The following is a 20,707-nucleotide window of genomic DNA, read 5'->3' on the forward strand; positions in this document are numbered from 1 at the left end:
TTCTCCTCAATACTATACAGCCATGAATACATAATTCATGGCTGCTTGTTTTAATCCTCTTTACGTTTCTTAAATGCAATGACACAAATACTTACAAATGAACTGATTGCTAATAAACAATATTCTATAAGTGTTGTATCATCAGCAGTAATAGTGATAACTATATTATCATTTGAAGCAAGTTGATAGAATCCTGCATTCATATCATCTATATCTTTTGATTTAACAATATCATAGCCATTTTTTACATATTGAGAACTGTTGATATCGTCTGCTCTTGAATGAGATGTTTGTGCAACAATCATATATCCATCTTTCTCATACATCGGATGACTCAGACGCAATTCTGCTTCTAATAATTTACTATCACTTTCCCCATTATTTTTGAAAGGCTCAGTAACTTCCATATCTGAAGGAACTTCATGAATATAAGCCTGATAACCAGCAAGGTATTTTTCTTCATCAATTTCTACATATGAATCTAAATCATTAAATTCATAGTAGCCATTTTGATCACTCGTTGCTGATTTAACCATAGTTAAATCTTCTACCCATTGCCCATCTTTATAATAGTATCTTTGTAAGTTTACAGTTTGATTTGCTAATCGTGGATCTAATCTATCAATCTTTCCAGTTTGACTCGCATCTAACCATACAATACCACAAATTTTACCTGACTCATATTGTGTAATTCCACCATCTAATGAATTCAGTTGATGAGCTTTAATAAGGTCAAATCCTTTATATTGTGATTGAACACTTTGATCATTAGTTTTTTGAATAAAGAGAATGTATTCATCATTTTCACGTAACAGTCCAGTTTCTGCAATCAAGTCACTATTGTTATATTTTTCATCTTGAACTTGATATTTTGTAATTGCATAATTATCTGGTATTGATTCTAAATCAACATATACGTTATAGTAATAGAAAATAATTTCTCCATCTTCATTTGTATCATAAGTTTTTAATTTGTTAAATTGATACTCACCTTTCTGATTTGTTATCGTTTCAAGCGTAAAATCTGTTTCTTGATATTCACCAGTTTCAGGATCATTTACAAATTGTTTAAGAATAACTTTTATTCCTTCTTTACCTAAGTCTTCATCATTAAAGAGTCCATCATATTCTATATCATCAAAGATCTTACCAGTAATTTCACCTGTCTGAATTTTTGAGATACCACCATTCAACTCTTCAACTTGAATACTTTCAATGAGATCATAGCCCTCTTGATAATATGAGATATCCTGACTATCTGTTTGTCCAGCAATAATGATAAATGGTTCTGAACTCTCTTGGAATTGATACTCACTTTCGCTTATTAATTCAAAATGAGACGATTCAAGCTTACTATTACGTTCATCTGTATCAACACGATATTTTGTTATACCATAACCTTCAGGCAAAGTATCTTGATTTACCGTTACACGATATGCATATAACACCATTTCATCTTCATCATTAAGACCACAAGTTGCCAAGTCATTAAATTGATAATATCCCTTATCGTCTGTAACCTTGAAATCAATTGCTCCAGTTGCAATATATTCATCTTCACCAGGAACTTTTGCATACTGACTTAACATGACATTAATGCCACTTTGTCCACTCTCATCTTTATTAAAGATTCCATCATAATTTTGGTCATCAAAGATATAGCCACTAATTGAACCAGGATGGAATTTTGTAAGACCTCCATTAAATGATTTAAGTTTATTTGCTTCAATAAGATCGTAACCGTTAAAATACTGTGCTAATGTTGTATCATTTGATTTTTTAGCCAAAATAATATATTTATTCTTATTTTCTTTCATTTTGAAAATATTGTCTTTTGGATCAATATGACTATAACCATTTTCTCCATTAACATGATATTTTGTCACTGCATATCCTTGTGGTAAACCTAATAATGAAATTTGATATGCATAAAGAACAGTATCTCCATTATCTAATTGACCATGAGTTACTAAATTATCAAATAAATACTCACCTTTCTCATTTGTTTTGACTTCTTCTTTAATTCCTGTCTCTATATATTCTCCTCTATCATCAATGTAATATTGTTTGAGTACAACTGTCACATCTTGATAAGGCTTATCTTTTTGACTATTAAATAATCCATCATAGTCTAAATCTTCAAAGACGATTCCGTTTATAAATCCATTTTGATAAACAGCTGCTCCAGCATTGATATTGCTATAAGCTTTTCCTTTAACAATATCATAACCAAGAACTTCATTTGCTGGTGGAGTATCATCATTTGCTTTATTCAACAGAATTAAATAGTCCATTCCATTATGCAATAATTTTCCATCATGAGACCAATCACTATCTAAATGACTTTCATTTCCACGATGATATTTTGTAATTCCTAATTTATAATCATCAGTTTTCATAAATGCATCATTAACTTGTTGGTCTACTGTTAACTGATAAGCATATAAATGATAATTTCCTGCATCATCAATGTAATACGCTGGTAAGTTTTTAAAGTTATATTGGCCTTCACTATCTGTTAATGCTGGGGCATGAACAAAAGACGTATTTTCTGTATAAACCTTGTGACCAGCTGATTCACTTACTACATATTGTTTGATATTGACTTGAATATCCTTAAGGATACTATCACTCATACCATTTTGACTTGGTTTTGTATCGTTTTTAATTCCATCATAGTTATAATCAATCCAAATATATCCTTTTAACTCTCCTGGTTCTACACTTGATAACCCAGCATCATAAGAAGAAATATCTTGATGTTGTAAAATATCATAAGATTGACCACTGACTGTAACAACCAAATCATGGAAGTTACTTGTCTCTGTGTGTTTCTTTGCTTCATTGGCAACAATGATATATTCATTTGCTTTATTAAGATTATAATCTTTTGATGATGATATATCTAAATGGCTATCCTTATCAGCACTTCCCTGATATTTGAGAGTAGGTTTTAAGACTTCATCAATTGTATCTGAATCTAATAACAATTTATACCCCATTAAGTATGGTTGACCACCTACTAATATAGACGTTGGTAAATCGCTAAACTCATAGTGATAGAAGTTATCAGTTCCTAATGTAAGAGCACTGTCATCTTTAAGCCATGCAGCATCTTTCCATACTCCACCATCATAATAATATCCCTTAATCTTAACCTTAACTTTTGATAATAATTCTTCTTCTGGAGTCGGTTCACTGCCAATAACTTCATCATCATCTCTAATACCATCATAGTTATAATCTAGCCAGACAATTCCATCCAAATTACCAGTATCATATAATTTGAGACCTGCATCATAGTTCTTAGTTGCAGCATTTCCAATATCATATTCACGACCATTTAAAGCAATAATATGTTCAGGCAATGTAATATCTGATTTATTTTCAGCTATAAATACATAATCTGAAGTCAATAAATATTGATCTAAATTATTTGGAACCTCTGTCATATCACTTTGTTTTCCATCATTAACAACACTTTGCCATGTTGGGGCATATGTCTTAAATAAATTAGCATTCTTATCTTTATCAATACGCACCTTATATCCCATTAAATATGGTCCTTTATCAGGTATTTTTGGATCATAGTATGTACTGACAGTAAATTGATATGCACCACCTGTATTTGTTTTTACAGTTTTCTCATCTGGTAATTTAATCCATTGATTTGTATCACTATTGTAGTAATAACTTTCTAATGTGACAGTTACATCTTCTATTCCTAATTCATCAGGATCTTGTATTCCATTGTAATTCTTATCATCCCATACAATTTGACCAATAAATCCTCTAGAAGATTGTACAAATCCTAAATCAATTGTATGTGTTTTTTCATAATCTTTCCATGTATCTACATGTTCTCCAATAATATATGGAACCGTAAATGCCTTTGTTGTGGAAACTTTGTTTTCCAAAACAAGATCATTGAATTTTGTATCATCTGTAGGTATATTACTATAAATTGGAGCTGTTGGTTTCAATGGTAGATTTCTATCAAGATTTGTAGTTATAACTACATAAGTTTTACCTGGTACCAATCTAAATTCATATTCACCTGCTAATAAATCATCGACAGCATTCTCATTTGTGACATAACTTGCCACTTGTCCATCAGCAGTGATTGCTGGTGATGAGCTTATTGGTTTTTGAGTAACTGGATCAGCTTCATAAACTTCTACACGAATATTGCCAAGTCGTCTTTCACTCAATCCATCTGGATCTTGCATAATACCATCAATTGTAACATCTGATAAATCATCATTTGCATCTTGATATGTTTCATCCAACCAAGTTGTCCCTTTATACATATTTGTTCTACCAATACCCAAGTTATATCCCATTGAAATACGATCATATTTTTGATGTGGAGTTATACCTTGACCATCAATTGTTGTATTATCCTCATTGACAGCCGTAACTTGAATACTTTCAGCTGTCTGGATAACAAGTGTATCATCTTTCACTTGATATGCTGCTTTTTGTGCACTGCTAATCGTTGTATCACTTAAATCTTTAGCAGCATTATAAACAACATCCCCCTTACGGTATACAACAACAGGCGTATTTATATTCGCTCCTACTCCATTCATATTAGCCGTATTTAAATTCTTAGTTGTGGCAGAATACTCAACATACTCTTTTGGAAGTGTGTAACGCATATTGTATTGACCTGGTTTCAAGTTAGAGAATACGTAATACCCCTTATTTCCATAATAATCACTTTCACTCACGTATGTCGCAGGCTGACTTGTTGAATAACGGAATCGCTCTCTATCTGTTCCTGGATCAAGCAATACTGGATTTCCTGTTGTATCATCAAGAACTATATACTTTCCAGTTTCAGTTCCACCATTGAAATCACTCTCTTTAGCAACTGCTTCACCCTCTTTATTCACAGGTCTACCATTTTCACTTAAGAGTTCAACCAATACCCCATTGACACCTGGATCATCTAATTGACTATCATTATTTAAATCATACTTAGGTGTTTTCAAAAGGTCTCTTCCAATATTGTATATATCTTCATATGTACCTTCATCTCTTTTACCATTGAAATCAATATCTTGCCAAATATAACTTCCTATGTATCCTCGCCCTGTTGGCGCATTCACATAAGTTCCAGCAACTGTTTCTTCTTGATGTTCATATTTTACATTAGCTTCAGAATATCCTCTACTTAAGAATGTATTCCAACCAGTAAAATCTCTAACTGCTTCAATGATTTGAGCATTACTATCTTTTTCATCATCGGCATTTGGTGTAATTGTTCCTAAATACTTTGGTACATTCTGTGGAGCATGCATTGTATAGCGTAGTTCTAAACGAGAAGATGGCTGTATTGTATAATCTTCTTTCATTTGTAACCATACAGTACGTATTCCTTTGACAAGTTCTTCTTTTTCACTTTCCGAAACTGTTTCTAAATAAGTCTTCAGTTGTTCAAGTTCTACAAAATATTTTTTCTTTTCAGAATCTTGCTCTACTAAGTTCTTAAGATTTGTTTCATTACTGATATAAACAGCATCTGGGATTTGAGGTAATCCATTTAGATCATTGTTTAATACTATTTTTCCATCTTGTTCTACTAATGGTCCTACCCATATCTTGTACTCAGTTGGAGCAATAACTTGTTCATCTGAACCAGCCTCTGCTTTAATAGCAGTCAATGAATTGATATCAATCCATCCATTCCATTTAGAGTTACGCGCTGAATTGATAAAATTTTCTCCATCTTTTCTTGTTTGATAAACATAATTGTCATCAACATATGGCAGAACATCATAAAGAATATTCTTTGTATATTTATAATTTGCTGCACTTGATAAACTTGCTGAAGAAATCTTGAATGTGTAATCTCCACCTTCATTAACTGCTGCTGGAACATTTGTCACATTACTCTCAAGTTCTGTATCTACAAGTTTTGTTTGTCCTAATGACTGAACAGTTGTAAAACTAATTGCAGATGTCATTTTTGTAATAGCAGTATCATTATACTGTCCATTTTCATTTATATCTTGTGAATCATATTCATATGCAGATGAGTTCATATTCCCTTGATCTGGTGTATATGCATTAAATGCACCACTCTTGAATGTATATGCTTTACATCGTAATAATTCTGCTGAAATGGCATTTGAATTCATACGTTGAATTGGGACCATAACTTCTACTTTTAAATTTTCACCTGGTTGCAATTCACCTGTAAAGTAGAAGTTTAGAATTTTACTCTTTTCTTTTCTATTCGCCGTTAATTCTTTTGAAGTGACAACAGGTGAATCATCACTAACTTTAACTGCTTTTATTCCAGTATTTTGTACATAATTTCCATTTTCATCTAAAATATACCATGTCCATAATGGAGTCTCTTTATCTAGATTCTTATCATATACTTCATAATAATCATTAAGATAATCTTTTGGGGCTTGACTCTCACTAGCTTGTGCATCATATTCTACATATTGAAGTCTTGATGTATCTAGTTTTTCGTTATATGGCAATGCTAATGTAATATTTGGGGCAGTTGCATTATCTTGAATAAGAATACCACTATCCTTGTCTATTTTCTTGTTCAACATTGTGACACGATATTTCAGCATTGTACTAGAAACATCATCTATAGTTGAGTTATCATAATCCCAACCAAAATGGACTTTATATTGACCATCTATTTCTTCAACTTTTGGTTTAAAATAACCTTGTTCTAGGTCTATTTGAAGAGTAGGAAGTTCAGGATCAATATAGAATCCTGCTCTATTAGAAGTAGATATCGTTGCGTACTTATAATCATCATATTTTGCATACGTATTGACAAAGTAATTAACATGCTTTGCAATACCGTCTGATATATTTTTAGAACCAGTAACGACTCTTGCATAAGCAACATTGTCTACAACACCAGAATGATGCATTATAGCTTCATCTGTATTATTTTGGGCCTGGTCAGAAGCATTGATTTCTTTATTAGCTTCCCCTTCTGAATCAATCGCCATTCTTAAACCAATAGGAACAGGATAATTAATAGCTGCTTCTTTAGCTGTATAAGTTGCTCCATCATCTGCTGAAAATCCTTCCATTGTAACAACCCATTTTAATTGGTAAACTGATGCATGACTAGAATCTGGGTGACTTGCTTTGTAAGCATTGACGACTGAATCAATCTGATTCTCTGAAATTATTGCATTTTCATCTAGATTATATCCATCCGATTCTCCAAGTATTGTCCAAACTGCCTGATTTTGTGAATCAACATAATTAGGATCTACATATCCTGTCATTGACCATGGATCATTTACCAAAAGTCCATAAACGTAAACTTTTAGATGATCATCATAAATAGTCTTATTTGGATAATTGTCTGGAACTTCCCAATGCCCAGTTCGTATTTCCTTAAGATGCGATATCATTTCTCTTGCATCTACACCTGCAACTTGTGAAGTTGCAACATTTGTTCCACGATGTGGGATATTTAATCCAGCAATAAACTGATTGACATTGGCCTGCTCATTAACTGCCTGAGTAATACGAATATCCATTTCATCTGCTGAACGAACATGTGCATCATCAATAACAACTATTGAAGCATTATCATCACTTACGCGTTTACGCAAATGACTTGTATCAATTCTAATACTTGCTTCAGGTTTAAGAACTTGAATAGATGCACTTGATGCATAGGCATAAGCATCATCAAATTCACCATCTTGATCATAATCATTCTTTAATGTTCCGTCATCATTCTTTTCATCATTGACTTTTTTATCATTCCAATTCACCAGTGTTTGTGGTTGCAATGTAAATGTTTTATCATACTTAGAAAGAATATCTTTATTTAGATTATAACCATCATAAATAATTGTATCACTACCAGCGATTTGACTTCTTTCATCATCATTATATATATGACCATCATGAGTCATAATATATTCACTATTTGTTGAATGAATTGTTGCATATGCTTCACAATAATATCCTGACCAAATATCAGGTTGTGATTGATCACTAGGATCAATTCCATCAGGCTCTTTATTGTCTATGCGTGTTCTAATTTTTAAAGATATCGTATCACCGTAAGCCAAGTACCCAGCTGGTTTATATCCTTGTACATAGGAATCATAATCAACGAAATCCGGATCTGCTGCTGAAATCAATTCAAATGTAATGATTTGACCTGTATGATCATCTTCTTGACTAGCTGTACCATCAGCCTGTTTTTGATAACCTTTGTTGATAACTCTAATTGCCCATCCACTACCAGCTAAAGTGCTAGGAGTAATTGTCTGTTTAACTGTACCACTTTGATCTCTTAACTCAATGATGAAATCATCATCACGCCATTGATCCCAACTTTCTTCATCGGCTGCAGTTACAATATCAGGAAGATGATAACTAAATACAAATCTTGAATGATAGATACTTCCTTGACGTGCATAATCTGTATTCTCTGTTTTATTTGTTAATACTGCTTCATACCAAACTTCATCACCATAATCAAAATCCTTTTCAATCTCTGGTGTTGTATTATTCATATCATGATCATATGTATAATTTGTTGAACCTGGAATATTTTCAGATCCATTTCCCTTTAATGTAGGTGTTTGTTTTCCAACTTCATTAGCATTAGCACTTACAAAATTTTGTAATGTTAAATTTGGTCGACTTGTTCTGACTTTAGTTGTATTGACAAATGCAACATCACCAATCTCTTTTCCAGATCCCTCATAATCATAATGGACTTGATCTTGATTCATATTAAAATCATTTTGTTGAGCTGTAATGGTACCAGAACTATCTTTCTGGAATTTAAGAACAAGAGCATCTCTGATCTTATTCTTTGATAATGTATCTGGATCCGTTTGTTCACGATAATCTTCAAGATTATAAACATAATCCCCATTAGCCTTTTGAACATTTTCGTAGATACGCTCCATTCCTTGTCCAATAACATAATGATTTTCACCAGTTATTTTATCATTAAGAATATTATTTGGAATTTTCCCAAAATTAACTGTTGAATTGTTTGCAGTTCTTGTCTCAATAATGGCATCATAGCGATTATCAGGTTTGAAATATGCATTTGAATTTCCATACTTATAAAGATCATTAGATTTATGACCAACAGTATAACCATTGGTAGGTATATCTTCATCTATTAAAGCTTTAAAATTATCTAACTTGCTTGAAATATATGTGTAATTGTTTTCAAATGAATCACCTAAACCAGAAAGCGTGTCCCCACTTAATGTATCAAGTTTTGGTGTTGAATATGCAAAGGTTTCAAATGAGAATGTTCGTCCTTCTCCAGACTTGATTTTTGCTTCTAATGCTGGGTCACCTGCTTCACTGTTTGCTTTTGCATAGAATCTCACAACATATCTTCCTTCGGTAACCACTTCCCCATCTTTGATAACTTCGTTACCATCTTCATCCAAACGTGGAATATAGATATATTCAACTTCTACATCATAGAGATCTTTTTCAGATCCTGTAAGTGCACTTCCATCTATATTTAATAACTCCCAATTTAATTCACGATTTATGTTTTCGTTTGCTTTGGTTGAGAATATTCCTATATTTGATGTACCACTACTGTTATCTACGCCAACTGGTGCAATACCATATGGAAGAATATTTGTAACAACTGGTAGATAATATGTTCCTCTTGATCCACCATCTGTCGCATAACTGTGTTGTTCTTTAGAGCCAGTTGCATAACTATTGCTATAATAATTTTCCCAATCAGAACCTAATTCATCATAATAGTACTTATTCTCAACATGAATATTGAAATCAGTTTGACCACCTTCTGCTTCTAAATAATAATCAGATAACGTTTTCCCAGTTTTATCATCACCAACAGTAGTCCATTGGCGTAGAAGAGGTTTTCTCATAACTGCTCGAGTACCTGTTTGACTATAACGGTCTTGATTATTTGCCAAGTAATATGAATAATTATTCTCAATAGGGATTCCTATATTGAATCCCTGTCCGTTCTCTTGAATACGAACTTCTTGATTTTGAATATTATATCCATTGATATATGGCATATTCATTGAGCCATTGTAGTAATAATATGTACCATGACGGAAATAATAACTTGATGTATTTCCATCTCCACGATACCACATATAATCCATGCCATAACGTTGATTATGCTGCATGTTTTCTCGTGTTGTTCCTTCCCAGTGATCAATATCAAGAATTTGATAATAATAATGATCAGTATTTGTTGTATCTTCAACATATGGTCTTGTTTGTAATCTATCAAACCATTCTTCATTATCATTTGTTGAATAGACATGTGAAGGAATATAGACATTCATCTTATATCCTAAATCTGCACCTCTGTTAAACCATTTCTTTAAATTTTCTTTCACAATAATTTTAATAACCCAAGGAGATGTTTCTTCTCCAGTTGGATAATCATCTTTATCAGCTGTTTTCCAGATTGGATCTTGTGCTTGTGTTGGTGCACTATACTTATATGTTCCATCTGTTGGACGCTGTAGAATTTCTACTGCAAAATTAGTATCATTTAAGACTAATGACGTATACGCTTCATTGACTCCACTACTATCTACACCATTAATAGAACTTAAAATTTCTGCTTTAAATTTACTCATATCAACATGACCATCATTATCGAAGATAAGTGGTTCAATTCCTCTTGGCATTGTATAAGTAAACTCTATACCCTGACTCAAATCCCAATCCCCATAATTGAGAGCCTGTAATTTTGTTGTGAACTTTTCATTATATTCTAATGCTACTTCGTAGTTATCATCTGTAAGTTTATGTAAATCATTTCTTTGATATTCATCTGTAGCAGATGAACGTCCAGGATTAATTTTGTAATTTGGATTAGATGGTCTTCCATCTGTAAGTCCATCACCACTCGTTGTTTCATACTTACGATTTTCAGAATGTGGATCAGTATTGACAAATTCACTAGCACTTACTAACCATGCTTTTTCTAAATGAATTCTATTTTGTGCCCAAATAATAGGTGTATCACTTCCCCAATTATTGATATGAAAGATTCTTGGTTCCATAACAATTTCATACCAGTCTCTATCCCAAGTTGAAACTTTCATGCTTGTTTTCTGACTTTCTGGTAATGAATCTTTGCCAGCGCCATTTGGATCTGTTGTTCCAGGAGAATAAATCGTTTTTTGCATATTCTTCAATGATGAAATATCATAGTCCCCAAGAACTTTGTTTCCACCACCATATCTTGTATTTGCTAAAGGATCTGTACTACCATCTCCTGGAATATAAACATAACTATCCTTTAAGAATTCCCATTTATCCACATTATCATTTAACTGTGCACTCATACCAATATCATGAAGTAAATAATCCATATCCATTAAACGATCACTATTTTGAATAGCGCGAGGATATACACTTTCGTTAGTATAATTATTTGAGAAAGGATAAGCCTGTCCATTACGGGCTCCATAATAAGATAAGTATTCTTCTTTTATCTGATAATATTCTCCAGCACGTGGGAAATAAGCAGGGTGCTGGTCATTTGTAGTTGATAAATCTTTATCTTCATCAACATATACCATTGGTAAATTATCTTTGGCAACTTTCAACTGATAATAGACAATTAAGGTATCTCCAATATTCATTGTAATTGGTTTTCCTGTACTATTATCAATAATAGTATATGTTTTAACAGTATAATGGGTTTTCATTGTATGATTAGCATCAATAATCAAGTCATCAAATGGTTTAGTTCCATTTTCATAAAGCCTACCACTCTCATAAATTGGTTTCCATTGAGCAGTTTTAACTAAGTCTGATTTTTCATAAATCATCTTTCCGCCATAGTCATATGATTCATTATTTTCAATAACATTTTCTCGAATACTATAATTACCAGCAACTGGATTGCCATCAATATCTAACCATTTGAATTGTAATGTACCTGATTCAACACTTACATAATCAGTAGGAATTTTATCATATATTGTTGGATTAATGAGTGTTCCCTGTCTTGCATTTTGAACATCTGATGCATTAACCATTTCTCGATTGATTAAAGTAATCTTTTGCCAATATGTATCCTCAGGTCGATATCCTAACTTTTGTTGAGCAGTCTCATTATAATTCGCACTTGCATCATTTTCTGAATCAAATACTTGTGGATGTAATATCACTTGAGGAACTTCACGATAAATCTCCTCTTCCTCTACCTTAATATCATTTAATACAACCGCTCTTTCTACTGGTATATTTGTTTCCACATCTCCAACCATAACATTTTTTGTTTCAACATGGTTTTGTTGATGATCAATATTAGCTGTGGATACAGCAAGATATGTATCATCCATGACACCACTTGCATCAGTATCTTGACGGATATCTTCATAACGTCCTTCACCTGTTAAAACAACATTATCAAATTCAATGATATCTTTGTATGGACTTCCAGATACTTCATAACCAGAGTAGACATCAAAATAAGTCCAACGTATTGCAGTGATTTGTGCCATTGTATCTTCATCAGGTAAATTGGCATAATCAACTGTCACCCAAGTGTCACTAGCTCTTGTTTTTGGATGAGATATCTTATACTGTACACGAATATCTTTCATGTTATCATAGCCAGCTTTTGTTACCAAATCATCAGGATAATAAATATCTCCACCTTCTGATTTAAGAATTGATACAGTTGGAATTTTTGTAAGTGTGAACCCTCTATATCTATCTTTATCTAAGAAGTCAACTGTCACTGTCTGTTCATCAACAAAATGCATTGTATCATTCTTAATATCTTTAACAGTCAGTGTTGCTCCTTGACCTTCAAATAATCTATCATTTCTATCAAATTTATATTCAATTGTTAATGGATCATTATCATAATATTTTAATGTATTATGCATACGCACATTATACCTTGATTTTGCTGGTAATGATGTATCTTCATCATTTCTTTGATATCTAAAGTATGATATTTTATCAGTATTACTGATATCATTTCTTGTTGTATATGGGTTTGGGTTTTGATGAGTTAAATCCCAACCATTATTACTCATACCACCATTTGTATAATCAGAAGAGTTATATCCTTCAATCGCATATTGTGCATAACCATGTTTTGCTTCAGCATAAATATAAGCATTGGTATTTAAAACTTTATCTTCAAAAGTTGTAGTTAATGTTTTCAATTCATCTGTTAATTGTGTAATAATTTTAACTTTAATATATTGTCCTGGCTGAACTTGTGTTCCCTCACTACCAATGACCAGTTCAATCTTACGATAATGACTGTCTTTTTGATCAGCATTTAATGAATAATCTTTTCCCGCTTGTATATTTTCTAATTTATCACTACCATTAGAAAGCGTTACTGATATATCATCAGCTGTAATGGCATGACCTGTTGCCTTATCAATAATATTTTCACTGTCTTGATCACTTAAAATGAGTTGCCAGCCAACAATTTGTTGCCCTTTTTCAACTTCCATTGTTAAATGATTTCTTTCTAATGGAATTTCTGAATTGTTATGTGATTTTGAAGACAAAGTGTATTCAATATAATCATATGGCATCAAATGGTTGAGATCAACTTCAGTTTGTTTTCCTCCTGATGTCTCTGATTTTTCTACCTTGTCATAAGCAAATAATTCTCCATTTGTTCCACGCTTCTTTGTCAGTTCTGGTTCTAGGATACTCACTGCATTTCGTAAGTTATAATCTATCAGTTTATTGGCACTTGTAACATCGCTATATGTATCAGCATTGTTATCAATTGAACTAAAGACAACTGAACTCTTTTCTACATAATTGTAGACTTGTCTACGTCCAGAAACAGAAGCCACTGAATTTGAATATGGAGAGTATTCATTTCCTGTTTGACCAAATGTTGGTACTGAGTTTGCAGTCCAACTATCATCTTTAAACTCCTGAATAGGTCTATCAACATATGTTCCATCATAGAAATAAGTATATCCATCTGTTTTAGAGGCTGTTAAATATTCTCCATTACTTAAAACTGATGTATCATCTGTAAAGAGTGGATTGTTTGCTTCTAATGTGATTTTAAATGATGCAACATAAGATTTTGCTAATCCATTTTGTTCAGTGACAAGAGAGGTATAATTTTTTCTGGCAAATTCTTCCATGTTAATAACATAACAATTTTGCCCATTGACACTCTTTATCGTATCTAAAGGTATTGTTGTGACGAGAAGATTTAATCCTGATACTTCTAAAGTATCTCCAGTCGCATTAGGTTTAATGACAATATCTTTACCATTAATCCTCATCTGAATTTGTGACATTTTAAACCATTGTCCTTTTTCAGTGCCTGTTGCTGTTTCATCATTTTTGTAAATCCATTGTATTGGAATATATAAATTTCTTAAGCGATAGAATTCATTTAATGCATCATCTGTTACAACCTTTTTAATACGTGCAGGTACACTACGATCTGTTGGATTATTAACTGTCTGATTATAGAGTTTGACACCAAATTGAACATTAGTTGGCGTAATATTTTGTGTTATCTTATGTGTTTGTCCATTAAGCATTTCATAAGAATGCCCATCACTTGTCAGATAGTCCGTAATCTGTTTATTTCCATCAGCAGTAACTGCATCTTTGCTATCAATTGGTGTTTTTCCCATTGCGACAATGTTATGCCCTGCTTTAAACGGAATACGATATCCCATAATATATGCACTATCATATGTTTGGTCTTTATGTGCCCAATCATCAAACATATAACTATTGTATCCAGTATTTAAATCATAATCATGATATGTTTTTGTTGTTGCAGTATTTGTTGCTTGAGCAATCTTCGTAGAATTATTTTCATAAACCATATATGGTTTCACTCTTACGATAATATCATTAGCATTGCCAAGTCCATCAATTCCATTTTGAATATTACCATCGGCATCTACATAATTATAATGATTATTCTTAATCTCTGATAGATATTCTCCATTTCCTTGTATATCCCATAATAAGGCTCTAAATGATAAAATATATTGATGTTTCTTTAAATGAAGAACACCATCTTTTAATTCAGTAACAATTCCTGCAGCATCTTCATCACTCATCTGATCAGCAGAATTATCAAATTGAAGGGTATAATAGTCTCCTACTTTCACCAAATCAGATTTTTTAATAAGAATTGTCTGTTTATTTGTATTTTGTAAGGCTTGTGTTTTTCCTGTTCCTAAAACAAGTTCAATAGCTTTATCTTCATGCATATAATTTACAATTTGTTTATGAAAATCAAGTCCTGTTGTCAATGTTCCACGATATTCATAAGTCTCATCTGGCTCTATTAATCCTAAAGTATCATTTATGGATACATGGTCAGTATAACCAACTCTACCACTCCAATCATCTGGATCTTGACGAACCCAATTTCCTGTAACACCAGATTCATAATTTTCTGATGTCGTATTAAATCCAGCGTTGGCTGTTCTAGATGCTCTAGAGAAATTAATATAATACTGATTACTATCTCCAATTTTAGCTTGAATATTATAATCATTCTTTTCATCTGTTGTCGCACCTTTTAAAATACGATTAAAATCACGCACTATAACCACATCTGCATTTGAGTACAAATCATCTGCTTTGTATTTTGCTGTTGTTGCTCCCCATCCATAAGAATCAGTATGTTGATAATAATTTCTAAACGACCAGCTATTTCCAGATGGCTGTGAAGAAGTTCCTGTCGTTTGACGTTCAATACTGTTGTGTTTACTATCACTTCCAATTATTACAGAAGAACTTACAGATGCTTTTGCTTGTCCTACTTTGTAAAAACGACCAGCAAATTCAAACATATATTTAGTACTTTCATCACTATCATTCCACCATGTTCCATAATCAGGAGTATTAACCTTTGTTTCTCCATTATCTAAGGTTGTTGTTTCTTCCTGATTAATTTTTAATGTAATAACTGCACTTTTGATTGGATTTTTAGCATTATAATTTGTATCAGGAGATTTATAATAATTTTCTTCTTCAGTTTTAAAGAATTGTTCATTACTAAAACTTTCATTATTTTGTAATAGATTAATGCGACCATATCCTGACTCTTCTGCCTGGAAGTGACTTCTGATATCATTCCCATCTATAATATAAGAACTTCCATCACTTCTAGTCACTTCAATAGAATCAATATAATCCTTTGCTCTTTCATCAATTCTTAAATAATAGGCTTCAAAACTCTGTGTTGGTAAAGTCACATTCATTTTTACAGTTGCAGCTGTATTGAATGATGTTGCTTTGATATAATTCATACTTTGATGTTCTTGACCTGACATTGCATCATCACCAGGTAAATTTGATCCTGTATTAAGATATTGTCTAAAATCAACCGCATATGAACCTAATCCTTTATATCCTACTTCTAATTCAGAGTTATCATTCCAATACCCACCATTACGATAACGCATTCTCACATGTTCTCTTGGTGTTGCTGTCTTTGTAAACTTTACATTTGACTGATTATCATTATAGCCAGCAACAATCGTTGTATCATAATAGAGTTTAGATATATAAGCATTTGCAGTATCTTTTGTGTTAACAGTATATTTTGTATTATCTAGCCCACGTAATCCGTCTATATAATGAGTTGCAAGTGTATTTAAAATATGAGATGTATTTATTGGTGAGTCTGCCCAGCCATTTATTTCAAGGAATGGTTTTATATCTAGTCCATCATTTATCACAAATTTCTGCCCAGTCAACATAATAGATTCTAAGCTTTGATCTCCAGCAATATCTTCAATTGGAATAACAAAACATCCCTGTGAGTCTAACTGATATGTTTTCTCACTATTTCCAATTGTATGATTCATAGGATTATATGTCATTGTTATATTTGAATCATCACCAAACAGAGATTGTATTGGTGTTTGCTTTTGTATAAAAGTCATTTTTTCAAATACCCCATATTGTTTTAATAAATCTTCATATATAACAATTGACGTTGGATGGAATCCTCCATCATTGATTTGTGGTAGTTCAATCAATGTATCTACATCATCAAGTATAGATAAAGAACGATTCCATAATTCTACACGATATGTAAAATCTCGAGCATAAGGCACTCCTAATGTTTTTTCATTTTGATCAGTATTCGTATTTTTTGTAATATATCCTGATTGAACATCTCTTTGATAAATATCGTTACTTATTGTTAATTGACCTGATTGTACTGAGAAAGCAGCACTTTCTTGTTTTTTATCATCATCATTATACAATGGTCCAACTGGTTCAAATAATAAGCTTGCTTCTAATCTCTTATCTTGATAATAAGAATTATAAGAATCACTATCCCCATAAACATTAATAATAACAGAATCATTATTAACAATTAATTTTTCAAATTTTTCTGTCACAATACGAACTGTTTTTAATCTCGTCATGACACTAGAAAAAGCACTTGACTCAATAACAATATCACCATGACTATCAATATAATTTGCTAACTCATCTTGACCAATTTGAAATGTTGGTGTCCCATTCGTTGGTGCATCATAATCAAAAAATTCAATATGATCAATAGTCATTGCCTTATCATAACCACTCTTGATCACAATCTTCTCAGTATTAAAGCCCTTAATAAGTGTTTGTCCAGATAAATCAACATTTTTGACACTTAATAAATCTAAAGTCAAATGAACATTCAATGCAGCTGATTCAGATTCGTTACCTATTTTAAATTGATAATAAGTAGGATCTGTAGGGTTTAATGTAGAATTCTTATTTGGAACAATTAAAGGACTATTAATATTCGTAGAAGATTGACCATACCAATTTGCAGAAGCCTCTATTTTTGGTTTAATACGTTGAACCTCTAAAATAGCTTCTGTTGTTTTGACATCTTCCACTATATTTCCTATCTCTGCAACAGCAGGATAATCATTATATAAAGTTGAAAACAATCCATTAAATCTATGAACACCAGTCGCATTTGGAGTTCCATTAATTTCAACATAAGAATTTAAACCATTATTTAATGGTATATTTCCATTAAATTCATCAAAATTAATAATTATTTTCACCAAATGGGAAATTTGAATGCCATTATTTGGTTGCCATGCTGATTGTGGTATAGTTATACTCCCCTTAGAACTATCCAAATACGCTTGTAACTGACTCCATGTCAATTGTATCTTTGTACCTGTTGCGCTATATAAATCAATTGTCTTTATCTTCGAAGAATTTAATAGATCAGGACTCAAATAAATATTTGATGCAACTAATCCTATATAGGCATTATTGCTATTGACTTTGAGAAGACCATCTATTTGAAGATAACTTGGAATCATCATTGAAGTCGTACCAGTACCAACTTCAAATCGAATGGCTGATTGTGGATCAGCTAATGAAACAGCTTGATATTTTTCGCCACTACTATTTGTTAAAGAGTTCATGATATCAGTAACTGTTCCATCTTCTGCCTCATCATGATAAACACCAAATCCACCAATTAAAGGTTTCGCACGTTCCCCATCAATAATAGCTGTTACAGGATCTTTTATCTGCTGTAATTGCTTATCATAACCTGGGACAGATTCTGCAGTTGTATAAGGTGTCCAATTCCACCTTTCATAAAATGTATTGAGTGTATTTTCATATTCTAATAAATAGTTTGTTTTTCCTATAACTGCAATACGCCCATCGAAAGTTTCATTAACTGCAATTCTTTCTTTAAATGAAAATTTGATATCACGTGAAAATTGATAATCTGTATGTGAATCTAGATAGTCTTTAATCTTCTGATCCAGGTCATTTATTTCCCAAATATTCTTATTATCATTTGATGTTTGTGTAACAGTTGCTCCTAACTCCTTAAGAGAAACATACAAATCTCTATCTTGATCATCTATAAATTTTAAAGTTATAAATTCTAAAGGATCACTAGTGGCAGGAGTTCCTCCGTTTTCAGCTGTGGTATGATAAAACCAGTCTATTAAATCTGAACTGTTATTATTCATTTCTATTCTAATACCATTAAATTGATAATGTTCAGGCAATGTATCAACAGCGTAACTGTTAAATACTGGAGTATTACTTGTATTTTTAAAACTATCTAAATAATATGTTTCGTTTTGGCCTAAGTATCCGTTCTTTTTGGTAACAGGACTCTTATTTTCTTCAACATATTTATTATGCTCAAAATCGACTTTTTGTCTAATGAAGCTTGAAGTGACATCACTATCTTTAGACCATGCTAAATCACGGCCACCAAAATATATAGTTTGTTTCAATTTAACAGTATGACTATAGTCACTTCCAAAATTATTAACATATGGAACTGCAACATAATAGCTACGTTCCTCATCTTTCTTTAATTCTCCACCTTTCTCTTTATCAATCTTAACCCCTATTTCTCCTGGCATAGAGTAAATATAATTATACTCACTAGCCATCTTACTTCCTTCATCATCTATACTCCAATCTGAGAGGTCTTTCCCTGTTACATCCCAAATCAGCGCTCCACCTTCTCCATATTTACCACCAAAAGAGAAGTCTCTAGCATGATCACTAATATCAGTATTAGGTACAAGTGACCCTGTTGATGAATCCCACTTCCAAGCCATCATATCTTGTTCTAATACACCACGCCCTGCATTGTTGACACTATTAGGAACTTGAAGCATGAAATGAAAATAATCTATTTTACTATTTGCATCTTCAGAAGTATTTTTAATATTGACCTTATAAACTGCATAATTATATTTATCCCATAACACTGGTGTTGAAACACTTGTTATCTTTGTCTCCCAATTCAAATTTGAATTGACAATATTGATTGCTCTTAAATCTGATTTGTCCTCATTCCCTGATGGAGTAGACCCAGGTTGGATCACATATCCTGTTGGAGAAGGTTCGTTCGTACTTGAATCATAAAAGTTCACATAACTTGCCCCTAAAGCTATAGAAGCAGATGTATTCTCAGGTATAACATTATCTCCCAAGGTAAAGAACTTAAAAGTCACTTCTGGTGTTGCAGATCCTTTAAATAGATTTGTTGGTGTCGATTGAATTTCTAGTTGTTGACGTCGATATGCTTTGGCACCATCTTTATCAGATCCCCATTGTTCTTGATCAGTTGGCTGAGGAACAACCCAGTTTGTTTCAGTTGAACTTAACTTTGCTTCTACCCCTCCAATGAATTCGACATCTGGATTCTGTGCAATCACTTCATTACGATCAAAAGTTTGTAATATAACACCCGATTCACTATAATAAAACCAAGGTAGTTTTAACGTCATTTTCGTCCCTTTAGCATACCCTTCGTTATCATTCCATTCAGCTTTTATTTTAAGATATAAAGACATTTGCTCTCCAGTTGAAAGCAAATAATTCCCAACTCCTGCTGGTTTTAAATTTCCTCCACTTCCATCATTTAAAAATGAAACTGAGATAGCTCTCGCTTCTACGTTCGCAGCAAAAACATCTCGCAAAAAAGATACTGGCAAATATTGTACCAGCATTGCAAGAGTTAAAATAGAACAAACGATTTTTTTGGTCCTTTTTCTCCATTTATAAGATTTACGTATTTCTTCCATGATTTTGACCTCCCAAGTGTATATAACTTTTTAAGCGCAAAAAGACATAGAGCAACTCTTGAATTAAAACGATAACTATGTCCTTAAAATAATCTTCATATAAATTCAGTGAACTTTATCACTTTAGATTCTACATTCTTGATGTT

1 protein-coding gene is annotated in these 20,707 nt (G+C 32.3%); it reads right to left on the reverse strand.

The genetic code is table 11. The features are described from left to right. Positions 1-50: 50 nt before the first annotated feature. The gene (locus AC5M21_RS03670; RefSeq protein ID WP_302280685.1) at positions 51-20,561 is read right to left on the reverse strand and encodes an SdrD B-like domain-containing protein; all 20,511 of its coding nucleotides are present in this window, start codon (positions 20,559-20,561) and stop codon (positions 51-53) included. Positions 20,562-20,707 lie beyond the last annotated feature (146 nt).

It is taken from the genome of Coprobacillus sp., from assembly GCF_984815275.1.

What these genes read in the sequence shown, in the direction of transcription:
- AC5M21_RS03670 (WP_302280685.1), bottom strand. Translation starts at nt 20,561, where the DNA reads ATGGAAGAAATACGTAAATCTTATAAATGGAGAAAAAGGACCAAAAAA.